The sequence below is a fragment of the Hymenobacter monticola genome (genome assembly GCF_022811645.1).
In the GTDB taxonomy this organism is placed as follows: domain Bacteria; phylum Bacteroidota; class Bacteroidia; order Cytophagales; family Hymenobacteraceae; genus Hymenobacter; species Hymenobacter monticola.
The window spans coordinates 59,083-75,533 of the sequence record NZ_CP094534.1; the positions used below are offsets into that span (position 1 = coordinate 59,083).

Here is a 16,451-nt window from a genome sequence, read left to right on the forward strand (position 1 = left end):
CTTCGCTGCGCTCAGGATGACAGACGGTGGTTTTACCGAAACAGATTCGTCTTCGCCAGCTCCAGCAGCTCGCTTCCCTTACCGTTCATCAGCGCCTTCAAGGCATACAGCCCGAAGCCCTGCGCCTGCTTCAGCTCGATGCTGGGCGGTATGCTCAGCTCTTGCCGCTTCACCACGGCATCCACCAGGGCGGGTCCGTCGTGGGCCAAGGCTTCGCGCAGCACGCTTTCCAGGTTGGCCGGGTCGCTCACACGGAAGCCTTTCAAGCCGGCGGCCTCGGCCACGGCACCGAAATCGGGGTTGTCAAGCTCGGTGCCGTATTCAAGGATGCCGGCGGCCTTCATTTCCAGCTCCACGAAGCTAAGGGCCGAGTTGTTGAAAACGATGATTTTAACCGGAATATTGTGCTGGCGGATGGTCAGCAATTCGCTCAGCAGCATGGCCAGGCCGCCGTCGCCGCACATAGCGATAACCTGCCGGCCGGGCTCGCTGAGGGCCGCGCCGTAGGCCTGCGACACGGCGTTGGCCATGCTGCCGTGCACGAAGGAGCCGATGAGCCGGCGCTGCCCGTTCATGTGCAGGTAGCGGGCGGCCCAGATAGTGGGCGTACCCACGTCACAGGTGAAAATGGCGTTTTCCGCGGCCATTTCGTCCAGCAACCGCGCCACGTGCTGGGGGTGCAGGCTGGTGTCGCCGGCGTCGCCGGTGGCCAGCTCAGCCAAGTGGGCGTCGTCGTCGCGGTGGCGCTCCTGGGCCGCTTCCAGGTGGCTCGAATCGGGGTGCGAAACCAGGTATTGCAGCAACTGGCGCAGGGTGTCGGCCACGTCGCCCACCAGGCCGATTTCGACGCGGGTGCGGCGGCCGATGTTTTCGGGCCGCACATCCACCTGCACCACGCGGGCATCTTCAGGATAGAACTGACGGTAGGGGAAGTCGGTGCCCAGCATCAGAAGGGTGTCGGCTTCCATTAGGGCGTGGTAGCCGGCAGGCATGCCCAGCAGGCCACTCAGGCCCACGTCGTAGGGGTTGTGGGGTTCCACGTGCTCCTTGCCGCGCAGGGCGTGCACCACGGGCGCCTGCAGCAGCTCGGCCACTTGCAGCAGCTCGGCGTGGGCCCCGGCGCAGCCAATGCCGGCCAGAATGGTGACTTTGCGGCCGTTGTTGAGCACCTGGGCGGCCTGGCGGATGTCGGCATCGGCCGGGCGCAGGGCACTGCGACGGCCCAGAGTGGGCAGCAGCACTTTGGGGGCTTCGGCTTCGAGGTAGGCCACGTCGCCGGGCAGCACCACCACGGCCACGCCGCGCTGGCCCAAGGCGGCGGCCACGGCGCTTTCAATGGTGCGCACGGCCTGCTCAGGGGTCGAAATCAGCTCGCAGTAGTGGCTGCACTCCCGGAACAGGCGCTCGGGGTGGGTTTCCTGGAAATAGCCGGTGCCGATTTCGACGCTCGGAATCTGGGCGGCGAGGGCCAGCACCGGCACGCGGCTGCGGTGGCAGTCATAGAGGCCGTTGATGAGGTGGGTGTTGCCGGGCCCGCAGGAGCCGGCGCACACGGCCAGGTCGCCGGTGAGGTGGGCTTCGGCGCCGGCGGCAAAGGCGCCGCCTTCTTCGTGCCGCACGGCAATGAATTCGATGTTGTCGCGGGCGCGGATGTTGTCGGTGATGCCGTTGAGCGAGTCGCCCACCACGCCAAACACGCGCTTGACGCCGGCGGCCACGAGGGTATCGACGATGATTTCGGCTACGGATTTTTTGGCCATGTTTTCATAAAGTTGAGGTTAGCGGGTGTACGCAAAAACAAAAAGCCCGGCAGAAATTGCCGCGCTTTTCTCCGTTGGCTATTTCAACTATTTCGGCTGGCAGGCCGCGCCTTTGGCCGAGTATTCGTCGGCTAAAAACATTGAGGCGCAACACCGGGCGCACAACGCTAGTACGGTCTGTGACCAGGCAATATTCTTTAATCGAGTCCGTTTTTCTCCACATGAAACACTTTTTCACGGTGGCGCTTCTCGCAGGCGCTTTCTCCGCTCAGGCCCAGCAGGGCTCGCTCTACATCGGCGGACAGGCGGGCTTCAACACCTCCAACACCGAAACCGATGGTTCCCTTGGCACCATCACCATCCGCAAGGCCAGCAACTACAGCTTCTCGCCCGAGCTCGGCACCTTCCTCAGCAACCAACTGCAGCTGGGCGTGGGCGTCACTGTCAGTGGCTCGCGGGAGGAGTCACCCCGCTCCTTTGGCACCACTCTTATTTCGCGCACCAACCGCTTCGGAGGCACCGTGTACGGCCGCTACTTCTTCGGCGAGGGCAACTTCCGGCCTTTTCTCGGCCTGAACGTGTCGGTATTGCCCGGCAACCGCACCGAAGAAAGCAGTGGAGTGGCCAATTCCACCACCAAATACACCACCCTCGACCTGGGCGCCAACCTCAACGCCGGCTTCGCCTACGGCCTGAACACGCGCTGGACCGTGGTGGGCTCGTTTGGCACGCTGGGCTTCCAGCGCTCTACCTCGAAGCTGGATGATATCGACTACAAAACCACCACCACCGATTTCGGCCTCAACGTGAACACGCTGGGCAACCTGTTCACGGTGGGCGTGTACTACACGTTCAAGGAGGCGAAGTAGGGGGCAGCGCTGTAAACCCTGCGCTCGTCGGCGCCTAGTCCTGCTGCGAGGGCAGGCGCTCCTGGCCCGGCGGCACGGCGCGGTGCGATAACTTGTAGGTGAGGGCCAGCACGATGTTGTTTTTGGCGGCCGTGTTTTGCAACACAAACTGGCCCTGGCGGCTGGTGTAGTTGTAGTTGGCCTGGTTCACGTAGCCCAGCTGCGCAATGAAATGCTTGGTGAACTGGTAGCCCACGCCACCATAGATGCGGTTGCGCTCGAACACCGGGCCGCTGGGGTTGAGAAAAATCTCGTCGTAGGCCGAGAGGAAGAGCGTGCCGGTGGTGATGGTTTTCTTATTGAGCGGAAAAAATCCGTTGAGGCGGTAGCGGATGCGCTGGCGGAAGGCCGTGCTGTCGTCGCGAAACGAAAACCAGCGCTGCTCGATGCGGTAGCGGTGCTCCAGCTTGAGGCGCTTGGAGTATTGGGTGAGCACCAGCTGCTCCCACAGGCGCTTTTCGGTGTTCAACGGACCGTCTTCGAGGGCGCGGTAGTCGGAGGTGGAATAGCGGCCGCCGCCCACCAGCACCGTGAAGTTGGGGTCGATGTCGAAGCTCACGCCGCCCTTCAGCTCGTAGTAGAAAAACTGCCGGGCCAGAGCGTTGGAGCGGCCCTGCAGCTCCACGTAGCCGCCCCAGCGGTGCTCGGCGCTGCCCGGTAGCTGTGCCGTCAGAATGGCCCAACTGCCCCAGGGCTGCACGGGGTTGAGGGGCGTTTGGGCGCGGGCGGCGGGGGCCGCGCTCAGCGTGGCGGCCAGCAGGGCGCCGGCCAAAAGGTGCTTGTTCATTCGGAAAGCCGAGGCCCTGACTTCTGGAGCTGGCCGGGGCCTCAAAGTTACCCCACCTGGCAACCGGTAACATTCGCTTAACACAATGGTAACACAGCAGCTGAGGTTGTTGACCGAGCGCATTGGCTGCATGGCCCATTCCCTTTCACCGCTGCACGATTCAATGGCGAGTTGTGCAATGGCAGGGGCAGCCGCTACGTAGCCCGGGCGTTCCGTTCAACGGCGGGCGGGGCAAGCCCCGCCCCTGCCCGCTGCCGCCACAAGCCAACCAACAGCGCCACTGCCCCCACGCCTACGCATCCGCCAAGCCAGAACAGAAAATCATACCGGTCGGTGAGCACGCGGTAGCCAGCGGTGAAGGCAAACAGCACCGCCCCCACCCCAGCCCAGAGCGGGCTCTCATACAGCGGCGAGGTTTGTTCCGCCACCACCGGCAGGTTCAGCAGCACGCGCAGGCGGTTCCAGTCCCAGAGCAGGAGCAGCAGCGTGGCCAGCAGCATGAGGCCGGTAATGACGGGCGTATAGGCGAATGGGTAGGACAGGGTGATGACGAAGACGTTGGCGATGATGCCGAAAAAGAGCACCGCGCCCAGCATAGCGAAGCGTTGCGTGAGCAGCAGCAGCCCCGCCAGCAGCTGCGCCCAGCCCAGAAACTGCCAGTACAGCCCCGACTGATACATCATCTCGAAGAAGTGGCCCGCGCTGTGCCCGCCATCGTCGGGAATTTGGGTGAAGCGGTGGCCCTTGATTTTAATCAGACTGGCAAAAACGAACGCACCACCGATGAGGTAGCGGGTATAAATGACGGCCAGCTGCAACAGCAGCGACTGCTTCAGGGATTGACGGGTCATGGAATGGAGCCGTTTGGATGCAGAAAGGCCGGCCGTGAGAGAATCCTTCGATTCGGCCACAACCGGCTTTCTGTTTGCAGAAAAGAGGATGAGAAAAGCGGTGTTTTTTCTTAGCGCTGGCCGAGGTTGTTCAGCCCGGCGCCCGTGAGCGTGGCCCGGGCGCTGTCGCCAAACTGGGTGCGCAGGTTGGCAATGCCGCCGGCTTCGAGCTGGAGCTGGCCTTCGTTTTGCACGTTCAGGTAGGCGGCCGCAATGCGGTTGCTTTTTTCGATGCGCAGCTGCGGGTGGCTGCCGGGGCTGTGGCCGGCTTCGGCCCGCAGGAAGCCCAGTTGGTTGCGGGCCAGTTCTACCAGCGTGCCGTGGTCCTGCTGCACAGTCAGGCTGTCCTGGCGGAAGCCTTCGATGCGCAAGGACTGGCCGGCGTATTGCTTATCCGTCACGGGTTTGCCGTTCATCAGGTAGGTGCCAGAGGCGCTGAGCTTGGCGAGCCGGGGCAGGCTGATGGTCAGGGTTTGGCGGCCAACCGACTCGCGGCCCTCGGGGAACACCAGCGCAATGCGGAGACGCTGGCCCTGCTGGGTCACTTTCACGTATTTTTCGGCGGCCTTGTTCAGGCGCACGCTGTAGGGGCCGGCCACCACTTTCAGGCCCACCACGTTGGCCGCCTGCAGGTCGATTTCCGTGAAATCCTTGAAGTTGAGGGCCACGGTGTTGCGGTTGGGGTCTTTGTAGGCGCCTTTGCGGAACTCGGCGCGCAGGCCCATGTTGTAGGCCGTGAGCGAGCCCAGCAGCAGCAGCAGCGCCGCCAGCAGCCATTTATTACTGGTTTTCATTGTCCGTTGGGGGTTGCGGTGGAAATGGGATGACTGGCCAATTGCTCGGCTTTGAAGGCGGTGTAGCGCTGCTCCAGCTCTTCGAGGCTGATGTCGAGCAGGAAAATGGTTTTGAACACCTCCGGCAGTTCCTGCTGCAGGAAGCGCGCCCGGCGCATCTGCTTCACCTTGAGGCCGGCATCGGGCGCCACGAAGAAGCCGATGCCGCGCTTGTTGTACACCACGCCCTGGTTTTGCAGAAACTCGTAGGTGCGCATCACCGTGTTGGGGTTCACTTGCAGCTCGCTGGCCAGGTCGCGCACCGACGGGATTTTGTCGTCGGGCGGCCACTGCTGGCGCAGGATTCTTTCGCTCACGTACCCGGCTATCTGCAGGTAAATGGCTTCGTTATCGCGGAATTCCATAAGGATTGATGAAGATTAAAGCTGCTTTTCCGTCACGCGGAAATACGAGGCCACCCACAGCAGCCCGGCCAGCAGCACGGGCACCCAGGCCATCCAGGTGGCTTGGTTTTCGGGCAGGCCAATGGTGTAAAACTGCTGCCCTTGCGCGAACACCACGCCCGTGAACGGCGGGGCCACCCGCAGGTCGGCCGAGCCCACCAGCACTTTCAGCACCTGGTGGTTCAGCACCGAGAGCACGCCCATTAGCAGCAGCACGGCAAACGCGGTTTTGATGAAGTGGGCTTTTTCGAAATAGATGGCGCCCCACAAACCCACGCTGTTCAGCAGCAGCAGAAACCAGAGCACGGAAATGATATTCTCGCGGACCGCAACGGCGAAGATGTTCACCACCTCCGGCGCCTGCCCCGGCGCGGCCCCGGCGTGCACCACCGCCGCATCGGCCAGGTAAAACAGCGGCGTGAACACCAGCAGAAAAATCGGCAGCGAGTAGAGCCAAGCCACCAGCCATTTCTCGAAGTGCGAGGCCGGCAGCAGCAGCGCCACCGAGGCCCGCCGCCGCTCGCCAAACTGCGCAAACACCGTGCTGGCGAATACCAACCCGCCGGCCAGCAGAAACAGCATGAAGAAGATGCCCTGGGCCGTGACGCTGGGGGCACTTTTTTGCAGGTAGGTGAGCAACCCCATCACCACAAACATGAGGCCCAGGCCCACGGCCGCCGTCATGAGGTAGGCCGGCAGGTGCTCGGCCGTGTGCCGGCCAAACAGGCGCGCAAAACGCGGGAAGCTGAAGGTTTGGTTACTGGACGGGCGCATGGCTGGGCTGATTGAGGTAGGCATAAAAGGGCGCCGCATCGGCGCTGGTGAGGGCGTTGAAGAGCAGCTCCAAGTCGACGCGGCTGTAGGCGCCGGTGTGGTTGGGCCGGATGGCCACCGGCCCGCGCACCGACATACCCGTGTGGAACGCGCCCGGTGCCTCGGCCTCGGGGCCGGTGGCGAAGGTGAGCCGCTCGGCCAGCTGGTCGATTTCCTCGTTGAGCACGATTTCGCGGTTGTGCACCACCACCACGGTGTCAATGAGGCTTTCGAGGTCGCGCACCTGGTGGGTCGAAATCACCATGCAGCGCTCCTCGCTCAGGGCCGAAGCCAGGATTTTGCGGAACTGCACCTTGCTGGGAATGTCCAGCCCATTGGTGGGCTCGTCGAGCACCAGCAGGCCGGTGTTGGCGGCCAGCGCGAAGGCAATCATGAACTTCTTCTGCTGGCCGTGCGAGAACTTATTGAGCTTGGCGCCGCGCGGCACCTCCAGCTCCAGCAGGTACTCATACAGCTGCTCGGCGTTGAAGCGCGGGTAGAAGCTGGCCGTGTGCGCCACAAACTGCTCGGCCGTCAGGGCCGGCGCATACACTTCCTCGGGCAGAAAAAACAGGTCTTCCAGCACCTGAGGCTGCCGGGCGGCAGCTGGCTGCTCGTCAATCAGGCAGGAGCCGGCCCAGGGGAAGGCCAGCCCCACAATGTTCTTGAGCAGGGTGGTTTTGCCCGCCCCGTTCTTGCCCAGCAAGCCGTAAATATGGCCGCGCTCCAGCGTCAGGCTGAGGTTTTGGAAGAGGGGGCGCTTCTTGGAGTACCCAAAATCGAGGTTGCGGATGCGTACCATGAGCTTGTCGTTCTAGTGTATTATTGTTCTAGTACACCACAAACGTAATGCAACCTTTCTGTCTGCGCAAGCTTTATTTTTTATTGACACAAAAAAACCCTTTTCGGCAGCGAAAAGGGTGGTTGTTGCAGCCTTGAGGCGCGAAAATCAGAAGGTTGCCAAGATGTAGTTCCGGCGCTCGTCATACTCCGCTTCGGTAATGCGGGCGGCATCGAGCATGCTTTTCAGCGCGCGCAGTTCCGTGAGCGTGGCGTTGGGGCCCGCCGCGAGGGCCGTTTTAGGCCGAGTGACCATCGTGGCCAGTTGCTTGCGCCGAACGCAGTGGCTGCAGGTATCGCCCAGCGCAAGATGGCCGCATTCGCAATACATGTTTTCCATCAATTATTACTTTTTGGCGAAACTTCAAATTTCCGAAGGCCGCGTAGGACGATGCGAAGGTCAAAAATTTCTTTTCTTTGTAAGAAATCTACTGAACTCCCTGGTGCCTCGCCTTTCATCTCCCCTGCAAGCCGCGTTGCGCGAGGCCGTGGCGGCCCGCTTTGGCCAGCCGCTGCGCTACCCCAGCCACTGCGACGCCCTGGAGCTGGAACTGCAGCACAACGCCGCCACCGCTGGCCGGCGCCTGAGCCCCAGCACCCTGCGGCGCTTCTTTGGGCTAGTTGATAAGGAAGGGGGCTACCACCTGCATACCCTCGACACGCTGGCGCGCTATGCTGGCCACGCCGACTTTGCTGCCTTTGGCCAGTCCGTGTCGGGCCGTGCCCTGCAGCCGGATAGTGCCCACCACCCAGCCACCACCGACATTCCCGAGCTGCTGGCCATGGAGCAGCTGGCCTACCCCGAGAAGCTGCTGCTGGGGTATTTTTTGGGCCGCATCACGCGGCCAGCCGTGCCGGGAGGGCCCGCCGCGCCGCTGGCCCTGCAGCTGGCTACCCACCCCGCGGGTCAGGAGTTCTACGTCGAATCGTTCGTGGACCTGGCCCACCTGACCGGAGCGTTTGGGGAGGTGCTGGCCGTTTACCTGCAGCACAAGCGCACGCCCGAAGCCCAGCTGTTTGGGCACGCTGCGCTATTTCTGGCCGAATTTCTGGCCCAGGACGAACCGGCCTGGCGCGCCCGCCTGGCCGTGGTGCGGGCGCTGCCCGTGCCGCCGGAGGTGCACGCCTTCCCAAGGGGCCGACGCGCATTTGCCGAGATTGTGACGGCCTGGCACGACGCCCCCGACGGCGTGGTGCCGCCCGCGCTGCTGGCCCGCGTGCGTCAGGAGGCTGCCATTGTGCCGCGCACGCCGGTGCCGCCGGCGCCCCTACCGGCGTTCTACAACCTGTTTCCGGCCGGCTACCACTATTTCGTGGCCGAGGCGCTGTTCCTTACGGGCCAGTTTCCGGCCTTGCTCGATTGGCTGGCCTTCACCAACCGCGAGTTTCCCGAACTGGCCTGGCTCGAAACCAACGTGTTCGACCAGCTGCTGCGCGCTTTCCAGGCGGTGGCTGAGCTGCGCACCGGGCTCATCAGCGCCCGCGCGCCGCACCTGCATTCGCTTTTCAATCTCGAAACCAACAGCTGGCTGCTCGACTATTTTCAGGTGCACATCTGGCTGGTGGAGCTGCACTTCGCCGCCGGCACCGATGCCGCCGAAGAAACCCGGCTGCGCAGCCACATCCAAGAGTTTTCCGAGCTGCACGGCATGCCGCTTTTCGAGTGCGTGGCCGAAGGCATCGGAGCAGTGTAATGGCAGAGGCTACTCCGCCACCTGCGGCGGAATTTTGCTCAGAATGCGACTATCGATATAGAACGTACCGAACGGCACGATGCAGGCCAGCAGCACTTTCCAGGTGGTCTCGCTAAACTTCCAACGCTTTTCCACGCCCACGCTCAGCGTTTTGATGACGAACAGCAGGAAGAGTAGCCCGTGTATAGGGCCCACACGCGCACCAGCGTGGGGTTGCCGTAGAAGTGCTTCAGGGGCGTGGCTACCCCGAGCAGCACCAGCAGCGAGATGCCTTCTAAAAGCCCAATCAGCCGCAGCTGACGCACATTATCCTGGAAAAAACTTGCCATCAATCAAAAGTGAAAAAGAGCCCGGCTGGCCAGCGGCGAAAACGGCCAGGGAATGAATAAAAAGATGCTCAACAGAGCCACGCCGTGCCAACGCAGCAGGGTCCGGAATTGCGCCCGCGCCGTGGCCCGCCGCTTGGCCAGCGCCGAACCAATGGTGATGAGCACCACCGAAACTAACATCAGCAGCGGGTGCAACAGGGCAAAAAAGGCGGCATTCAGGGCCCAACCCGTTTCGCGCAAGCTGGCGAAGCTGGCCTTCACCACGGGGCTGCTGACGTAGAGCGCCATGCCCAGCAACAGCTGCACGTGGGCCAGGGTGGCCGTCCAGTGCCGCACGGCATCATCGGTTTTGGTGAAAGACTGCCCGGCCGTCAGGCCGGCGTAGGCGCGCAGCAGCGCATAAAACAGGCTGGCCAGCACGAGCCAGCGAAAGGCGGAATGGAGCGTCAGAACCGTGGCGTACATCGGGCGGAAATGAATGCGGCAAAGGTCTGGGCGGGGCCGGGGTGCCGGCTAGGATGGATGCGGCCGGTTTCCGGATTTTTCAATCCGGCGCCGGAACTCCAGCGGCGTGAGGCCCTCATGCTTTTTGAACAACCGGCTGAAAGAGGATGCATCGGTCAGGCCTACTTCGGCCGCCACCTCCCCCACCGACAGGGCACTTTGGTGCAGTAGTACCTTAGCTTCGAGCACCACGGCTTCGGCTATCCACGTGGTGGGCGACTTGCCGGTGGCGGCCTTCACCACTTTGTTGAGGTGGTTGGGCGACACGCAGAGTTGGGCCGCGTAATCGGCCACCAGCTGCTGGGTTTTGAAATGAGCGAACAGCAACTCCCGAAAGCGGTTGGCGAGGTGGGCCCCGGCGGCCGGCCCGGCCGCCACCGGCCGGTAGTCCTGGCTGATTTCGCGCAGCAAGGCCACGAGGTAGGCTTGCTGCAAAGCGGCGTGCGCCAGCGCATGACCGGCGTGGTCCTGCAACATGCGGTCCATAAGCTGCTGCACAAATCCAGCCGTTTCTGTGGTGAGGCGAATGCGCGGGTTGCCCCACACGCGCAGAAACTCGAACTCCGGCGGCCGGTTGCCAGCTGCGGGTGGGCCCACCAGAAAGTCGGGGCGGAAGTTGCACAGATAGCCCCGGTTCTGGTCGACGCCGCTCGCGAAGGCAAACACCTGGCCGGCGGGCACCACCAGGCACTCGTGCGGCCCGATGGTGTAGGTTTCGCTCCCGATGTCCATTACGGCTTCGCCGTCGGTGAGGAAAACGAGCGAGCTGGCGTCGGTGCGCGTGGGCGGCACGGGCAGTTTCATTTGCCGCATCATGTCCTCGACCCGCACGATGAAAAACTGCTCAAAACCGGGTTGCAGCAGCGGCTTCTGCGGCGCCTCGGGCTGGATGTAGGCCTGCCGGAAAGAGGCCGTACTATACGTTTTGATGGGGTCGTGCAACATCGGAAATTCTGCTGGTCACCGTTGGCGGGGCTATGCCTGCGCCGGCCGCGCACATCTTATGCCCAAAGATGCCGCAGCCGCTCCCATAATCCTGGCCGGGCCTCTTCGGCGTCCTCCACCGGCAGGGGGCCCAGCAGCGCCTGCGCCCGAAAAATGTCCTTGCCAATGACGCTCACGCCGTGCCGGTAGTCGTTTTGGGCATACAGAACCCGAAAGGGATGCGGGGTAATGCCCGCCGCCGCCAGCCGCGCCTGCAAGGCCCGCGCCGCCGGCTCGCTTCGCAGGAAGCCCACCAGGTGGCTGTGCTCCATCTGCATCACGAAGTCAAAAAAATACCGGCAGGCCGCATCCTCGTCCGACGAGATGAAGATGGGCTCCTGGTCTTTTCCGCGTTCGGAGTAGAACACGGCCCACCCCCGGCCGTTGTGCATGAGGCAAAAACCGTCGTAGCTGCGGGTGTTGAGGGCGTAGTTGGCGGGGTTGGCGCCTTCGGCCAGCAGGCGGCGGTTGAGGTCGGCGGTGGTCATGGGGGGTGCTGCCGCCGTCACTTCAGCAGCGCGTTCATTGTTTGTTGCGCGCCTATTGGGTTGTATCCTTTTTTGATACACGCCAAATTAATGATTTCCGAGGTAAGACCCGAAGCGTAATAATCCTGCGGTTTGGTGCGCTCGTAGCGGTCAATTACCGCTTTAAAAGAACCGCTTTTTACTTCATCAAAAATTTCCTGCGCTTGTTCCTTGGTTGATATTTTTTTCAGCCCTGCCAGTTCCTTCATGTAAGCGTCGCTGAAATACGTGAAGTAAAAACCGGTGCGCAAGGCATTGGCGCTGATTTTGGCCGTGTCGATTGCTGCTTTGGTCGAACCAAAGCGCTGGGACAAATAGCCTACGGCATCCTTGCTCATATGATTTAAAATCACGAGCGAATACCTTGTCTCGGGATAAGGCTCTGAAGTCAGGGCGAGCGTATCGAGCTGCTCCACCTTCAGAACATCAAATTTTCCGGACCGAGCCGAAGAAATGATTTTGAAATGGTCCCCCGCCCGCTTCAGTTGGGATGACGAATGGGTTCGGCCCGCAAAGACGGCCGGATAGTCACGAAATAAGTAGAGCGTGTCGTGGCTCTGCCGCAGCGTGGTCGTACCCAGTCCCCTGCCGATGAAATGATAGTCCTGCGTGAGAAAAGTTTGGCCCTGCGCAGGGCCAAACGTGAGCAGTACGGCAACAAGCAGCACAAACCTCGTCATAACAGGAAGCCGGTTTAACAATTACAAAAGCAAGAATACGCTTCGCTGTGGCCTCTCACCCGCCTCGGGCCGGAAGGGCGAGAGGCCGCGGGTTGTTTCGTCGGCATTCACGAGCTCACGGCATCCTAGTAACCCGGGCATCAGAGTAAAGGCGGCTGTGGTTTTGCCCGCGCCGTTGCAGCCGGCTAGGAGGTAAAGGGTTTGCAGGGGTCTAGCAACGATACTTCACTAAACTCAATCAATTAGGATTATCACCTTCCAACGTGACGGTATTGCGCACCCAATTGAGAAGTATCAGCCCTACAAATACTGATAATAATCGATACAAGTAAAACTCAACTTGTGATGCGGCAGAGTCTTGTATCATTTCATTCATAAAGCGTCCTGCCATTCGCAACACCGGGCTAGCAATGAGCGCAACTATTATCCACAGCTTGATATTAAGCAGAGCCTTTGAACTCCTGATATAAATCAGATAGATAATACTGCTTACCCAAAGAACGTGAAGCAATGTCGATAGCTCGAATTTTCTATTTAGCAATAACACGTGCGCTATTAATGTAAGCGAAAGCACTGCCAGTACCACCCAATAAATTCTCTTATCGGCAAAAACCAGTTTCATTTTCATTGCTCAGTATGCTTCTGCATTCTCATACCTGAATAACCCCCACGTTGTACGCCTTCTCAATCGGCGCGTGGTTGGCTGCCGCAATGCCTTCGGAAATGACTTTGCGGGTTTCCAGCGGGTCAATCACGGCATCGACCCAGAGGCGGGCGGCGGCGTAATAGGGCGAGAGTTGCTCCTCGTAGCGAGCCTTGATGCGGTCGAGCAGTTCCTTTTCGGCTTCGGGGGTGATGACTTCGCCTTTGGCTTTGAGGCTGGCCACCTGAATTTGCAGCAGCGTGTTGGCCGCCGCGGCGCCGCTCATGACGGCCAGTTGGGCCGTGGGCCAGGCCACGATGAGGCGCGGGTCGTAGGCTTTGCCGCACATGGCGTAGTTGCCGGCGCCGTAGCTGTTGCCCACGATGACCGTGAACTTGGGCACCACCGAGTTGCTCATAGCATTCACCATCTTGGCGCCATCCTTGATGATGCCACCCTGCTCACTCTGGCTGCCCACCATGAAGCCCGACACGTCGTGCAGAAACACCAGCGGGATGCGCTTCTGGTTGCAGTTCATGATGAAGCGCGCCGCCTTGTCGGCCGAGTCGGAGTAGATGACGCCGCCCATCTGCATGCCGGTTTTCTTGCTTTTCACAATCTTGCGCTGGTTGGCCACGATGCCCACCGCCCAGCCATCGATGCGCGCCAGCCCGCAGATGAGCGTCTGGCCGTACAAGTCCTTGTAGGGCTCAAACTCCGAGTTATCAACCAGTCGGTTGATAATGTCCATCATGTCGTAGGGCTTCACCCGGTCGGAGGGCAGCAGGCCGTAGATTTCCTGCTCGTCCTGCGCCGGCTTGGCCGGGGCCACGCGGCTGAAACCGGCCGTGGCCTGCCCACCCATCTTGTCGAAGATGTTGCGGATGTGCGTCAGGCACTCCTCGTCGGTGTCGAACTTGTAGTCCGTCACGCCCGAGATTTCGGAGTGCATGCTCGCGCCGCCCAGCGCCTCGTTATCAATGCTCTCGCCAATGGCCGATTTCACCAAATAAGAGCCCGCCAAGAACACCGAGCCCGTGCCGTTCACAATCATTGCCTCGTCGCTCATAATGGGCAGATAAGCCCCACCCGCCACGCAGGGCCCCATAATGGCGGAAATCTGCACGATGCCCATGCTGCTCATCACCGCGTTGTTGCGGAAGATGCGGCCGAAGTGCTCCTTGTCCGGGAAAATCTCGTCCTGCATGGGCAGGTACACGCCCGCCGAATCGACGAGGTAGATGATGGGCAGCTTGTTCTCGATGCTGATTTCCTGAGCCCGCAGGTTCTTCTTGGCGGTGATGGGAAACCAGGCGCCGGCCTTCACGGTGGCGTCGTTGGCCACCACCACGCACTGCCGCCCCTGCACGTAGCCGATGACGACCACCACGCCGCCGCCGGGGCAGCCTCCTTCTTCCTTGTACATCCCCTCGCCCGCAAACGCGCCGATTTCCACCTGGGCCGCGCCCTTATCCAGCAGGTAGTCAATCCGCTCGCGAGCGTTGAGCTTGCCCTTGGCCTTGTGGGCTTCGATGCGCTTCTCGCCGCCGCCGAGGGCTACTTTCCGGAGCTTTTGGGTGAGGTTGAAGCTGAGCTGCTTGAGTTGGTCTTCGTTGCGGTTGAACTCGACGTTCATAAGAAATGCGGGGTGGGATTTTGGTGGGAATAGGAGCAAAAAAATCCGCCCGGGGGGCGGATTTCAAAGGTACGGCGGGAATTGTAGCGCGGACTTTGTGGTCCGCGTCCCCACGCCGTTCGGATGCCGGACGGGGACGCGGACCACAAAGTCTGCGCTACTGACGTGCTACTTAATCGTCGTTTTTTTCTCCGTTTCCACCACGCTGCCGTTGGGCTTGGTCGTAGTGGTTTCGGTCTCGGTTTTCTTCTTGCTGCCCCCGCCGCCAAACACCGAGAAGTGCACGTAGCGCTTGGGGTTGGCTTTCAAGTCGGTGAGCAGCTCGTTGGAGCTGGCGGTGGTGGCGGCCAGGTTGTTGTAGAGCGTCGAGTCGTGCAGCAGGCGGCCCATCGAGCCTTTCTGGTCGCTGAGGGCCGTGTTGAGGCTTTGCACGGTGGTTTGGGCGTCGGCCAGGGTAGAGTTGAGGCGGCGCAGGGCCGGGCCCACGGGCGCGGTTTTGAGCGAGTCAGAGAGCTGGCCGAAGTTCACGGCGATTTTGTCGAGCTTGCCGGTGGTGCGGTTCAGCGCGGTGCTCATCTGGGCCAGGTTGCGGGTGATGAGGGCAATGTTGGCTTGGTTGGCCACAATTAGCTTTTGCAAGGCCTCGGTGCTGGCGCGGGCACCGGCCAGGGTGCCTTGGATGCTCGTCTGGGCGTCCTTGTTCAGAAAGCCGTTGATGTGGGCCAACGTGGCGCCCACCGTGTCGAGCACGGGCAGGGCTTTCGCCTGGAAGGCATCGATGCTGCTGATGGCCGACTTGGTGCGTAGCTCCTCGCCGCCATTAAACTCCTTGCTGTTTTTGCCCATAAACAGCGTGATGCTCTTCGAGCCCAGCAACGAGCCGCTGAGGCCGGCCGTGGTGGAGTCGCCCACGATGATGCCTTTTTCAAGCTCTAGGGTGGCGCGCACGGTATTTCCTTTTTCGGGCTGCAGCTCCAGGTTTTTCACCTGGCCCACCTTGATGCCGTTGAGCAGCACCTGGGCGCCCACCGTGAGGCCGTCGGCCGTGGGGTACACGGCGTAGTAGGTGCGGTCGTTGGAGAGTAGGTTGCTGCCTTTCAAAAAGTTATAGCCTATCACCAGGGCAGCAATGGCAACGATGGCCAGCAGCGCCACTTTGATTTCTTTAGACACGGGAAAAGTGTTGAGTGTTGAATGTTGAGTGTTGAGATAATTAAATACCAAGTGTTAAAAGCTGAAAGATGCCACAGTGACTGTCACTTAACACTCAGCATTCAACACTCAACACTTAGCAGATGGCTAGCCGCCTTCGAGCTCGCGCTTGTATTCGCGAAACGCGCGGTAGATGCCCGCAGCCATATACGTTTGATTGGCTTTGTCGTTGAGGTACCGCTCCTCGGTGGGGTTGGTGAGGAAGCCGGATTCGATGAGAACCGAGGGCATGGTCGATTTCCAGAGCACCAGAAAGCCGGCCTGCTTCACGCCGCGGCTGGGGCGGCTCACGGTGGTGCGCAGCTGCCGGTCCACGCGCTGGGCAAAGCGCAGGCTGTTGGTGATGTAGGCCGACTGAAACAGCGAAAACATGATGTGCGACTGCGGCGAGCTGGGGTCGAAGCCGTTGTAACGCGACTGGTAGTTCTTTTCTTGCAGAATAACCGAGTTTTCGCGCTGGGCCACGCCCAGGTTGGCGGTGGTTTTGTGCAGGCCCATGGTCCACACCTCGGTGCCGTGGCTTTGGCTGGGGCCGGCGTTGCAATGGATGGAAATGAACAGGTCGGCGTGGTTGCGGTTGGCGATGGCGGCGCGCTCGTCGAGCTCCACAAACACGTTGGTTTTGCGGGTGTAAATCACCTTCACGTCGGGCATGTTCTGCTCTATCTGCTTGCCCAGGGCCAGCACAAGGCTCAGGGCCACGTCGGCTTCGCGGGCACTCACGCCGGCGCAGCCCCGGTCTTTGCCGCCGTGGCCGGCGTCGAGCACCACCTTGCGCAGCCGGTAGCGGTCGGGCGAATCGGGGGCCGTGGCAGCCGAGTCGGGCGCGTAGCGGGTGGAATCGGCCGCGGTCTGGGCCTCCGCCTTCCACTCTCCACTTGCGGCGCCTAACAACAAAAGAGCGGCGCTGGCCAGGATGACAATAATCCGCACGTTGTTCGTTGAAGAGGCGGTAGCGACCTGCTACCTTTGTAGAAGCCCCAAAAGTAAACGAATTAACCGCTACT

Annotated in this window: 20 protein-coding genes; 2 read left to right on the forward strand and 18 right to left on the reverse strand. The window is 61.3% G+C overall.

Features of this window, described 5'->3' with window-relative positions:
- Positions 1 to 32 precede the first annotated feature (32 nt).
- A complete protein-coding gene (gene poxB / locus MTP16_RS00255; RefSeq protein ID WP_243514811.1) occupies positions 33 to 1,760 on the reverse strand; it encodes a ubiquinone-dependent pyruvate dehydrogenase in 1,728 nt (575 codons plus the stop codon).
- 221 nt (positions 1,761 to 1,981) lie between these two features.
- Between poxB and MTP16_RS00260 the strand changes: the two genes are divergently transcribed.
- Complete coding sequence (locus MTP16_RS00260) at positions 1,982 to 2,629, forward strand: outer membrane beta-barrel protein (protein WP_243514812.1); 648 nt, start codon at positions 1,982 to 1,984, stop codon at positions 2,627 to 2,629.
- Between the two features lie 34 nt (positions 2,630 to 2,663).
- Here the strand turns inward: MTP16_RS00260 and MTP16_RS00265 are convergent, their stop codons facing one another.
- The 7 genes from MTP16_RS00265 to MTP16_RS00295 form a co-directional block, all read right to left on the reverse strand.
- Entirely contained in the window at positions 2,664 to 3,455 is a 792-nt protein-coding gene (locus MTP16_RS00265) for a DUF2490 domain-containing protein (protein ID WP_243514814.1), read from the reverse strand.
- A 194-nt stretch (positions 3,456 to 3,649) separates the two neighbouring features.
- Positions 3,650 to 4,306: a hypothetical protein gene (locus MTP16_RS00270; RefSeq protein ID WP_243514816.1), complete on the reverse strand. Its 657-nt coding sequence runs from the start codon at positions 4,304 to 4,306 to the stop codon at positions 3,650 to 3,652.
- 110 nt (positions 4,307 to 4,416) lie between these two features.
- Positions 4,417 to 5,139: a hypothetical protein gene (locus MTP16_RS00275; protein ID WP_243514818.1), complete on the reverse strand. Its 723-nt coding sequence runs from the start codon at positions 5,137 to 5,139 to the stop codon at positions 4,417 to 4,419.
- Positions 5,136 to 5,543 (reverse strand): GntR family transcriptional regulator, encoded by a 408-nt coding sequence (locus MTP16_RS00280; protein ID WP_243514820.1) that lies wholly within the window; start codon positions 5,541 to 5,543, stop codon positions 5,136 to 5,138. The genes MTP16_RS00275 and MTP16_RS00280 overlap by 4 nt, the downstream gene beginning before the upstream one ends.
- A 15-nt stretch (positions 5,544 to 5,558) precedes the next feature.
- On the reverse strand, positions 5,559 to 6,356 hold the full coding sequence (locus tag MTP16_RS00285; protein ID WP_243514822.1) for a hypothetical protein: 798 nt from the start codon (positions 6,354 to 6,356) through the stop codon (positions 5,559 to 5,561).
- The gene (locus tag MTP16_RS00290; RefSeq protein WP_243514824.1) at positions 6,340 to 7,197 is read right to left on the reverse strand and encodes an ABC transporter ATP-binding protein; all 858 of its coding nucleotides are present in this window, start codon (positions 7,195 to 7,197) and stop codon (positions 6,340 to 6,342) included. Before MTP16_RS00290 ends, MTP16_RS00285 begins: the two co-directional genes overlap by 17 nt.
- 147 nt (positions 7,198 to 7,344) lie before the next feature.
- Positions 7,345 to 7,491 (reverse strand): hypothetical protein, encoded by a 147-nt coding sequence (locus MTP16_RS00295; protein ID WP_243514826.1) that lies wholly within the window; start codon positions 7,489 to 7,491, stop codon positions 7,345 to 7,347.
- Between the two features lie 187 nt (positions 7,492 to 7,678).
- Between MTP16_RS00295 and MTP16_RS00300 the strand changes: the two genes are divergently transcribed.
- Complete coding sequence (locus MTP16_RS00300; RefSeq protein ID WP_243514828.1) at positions 7,679 to 8,929, forward strand: hypothetical protein; 1,251 nt, start codon at positions 7,679 to 7,681, stop codon at positions 8,927 to 8,929.
- Positions 8,930 to 8,938: 9 nt separating this feature from the next.
- Here MTP16_RS00300 and MTP16_RS25975 read toward each other — a convergent pair whose 3' ends face one another.
- The 10 genes from MTP16_RS25975 to MTP16_RS00345 form a co-directional block, all read right to left on the reverse strand.
- Positions 8,939 to 9,124, reverse strand: coding sequence for a DUF3817 domain-containing protein (locus MTP16_RS25975; RefSeq protein ID WP_317244083.1), 186 nt, complete (start codon positions 9,122 to 9,124; stop codon positions 8,939 to 8,941).
- Complete coding sequence (locus MTP16_RS25980) at positions 9,073 to 9,234, reverse strand: DUF3817 domain-containing protein (protein WP_317244084.1); 162 nt, start codon at positions 9,232 to 9,234, stop codon at positions 9,073 to 9,075. The genes MTP16_RS25975 and MTP16_RS25980 overlap by 52 nt, the downstream gene beginning before the upstream one ends.
- A gap of 27 nt (positions 9,235 to 9,261) precedes the next feature.
- Positions 9,262 to 9,723 (reverse strand): hypothetical protein, encoded by a 462-nt coding sequence (locus tag MTP16_RS00310; RefSeq protein WP_243514830.1) that lies wholly within the window; start codon positions 9,721 to 9,723, stop codon positions 9,262 to 9,264.
- 48 nt (positions 9,724 to 9,771) lie between these two features.
- Complete coding sequence (locus MTP16_RS00315; RefSeq protein WP_243514831.1) at positions 9,772 to 10,707, reverse strand: AraC family transcriptional regulator; 936 nt, start codon at positions 10,705 to 10,707, stop codon at positions 9,772 to 9,774.
- Between the two features lie 56 nt (positions 10,708 to 10,763).
- A complete protein-coding gene (locus tag MTP16_RS00320; protein ID WP_243514834.1) occupies positions 10,764 to 11,234 on the reverse strand; it encodes a hypothetical protein in 471 nt (156 codons plus the stop codon).
- 17 nt (positions 11,235 to 11,251) lie between these two features.
- A complete protein-coding gene (locus tag MTP16_RS00325; RefSeq protein WP_243514836.1) occupies positions 11,252 to 11,953 on the reverse strand; it encodes a hypothetical protein in 702 nt (233 codons plus the stop codon).
- 238 nt (positions 11,954 to 12,191) lie between these two features.
- Complete coding sequence (locus MTP16_RS00330) at positions 12,192 to 12,581, reverse strand: hypothetical protein (RefSeq protein WP_243514838.1); 390 nt, start codon at positions 12,579 to 12,581, stop codon at positions 12,192 to 12,194.
- Between the two features lie 22 nt (positions 12,582 to 12,603).
- On the reverse strand, positions 12,604 to 14,232 hold the full coding sequence (locus tag MTP16_RS00335; RefSeq protein ID WP_243514841.1) for an acyl-CoA carboxylase subunit beta: 1,629 nt from the start codon (positions 14,230 to 14,232) through the stop codon (positions 12,604 to 12,606).
- Between the two features lie 168 nt (positions 14,233 to 14,400).
- The gene (locus tag MTP16_RS00340; RefSeq protein ID WP_243514843.1) at positions 14,401 to 15,405 is read right to left on the reverse strand and encodes an MlaD family protein; all 1,005 of its coding nucleotides are present in this window, start codon (positions 15,403 to 15,405) and stop codon (positions 14,401 to 14,403) included.
- A 126-nt stretch (positions 15,406 to 15,531) separates the two neighbouring features.
- On the reverse strand, positions 15,532 to 16,368 hold the full coding sequence (locus MTP16_RS00345; protein WP_380287000.1) for an N-acetylmuramoyl-L-alanine amidase family protein: 837 nt from the start codon (positions 16,366 to 16,368) through the stop codon (positions 15,532 to 15,534).
- Positions 16,369 to 16,451 lie beyond the last annotated feature (83 nt).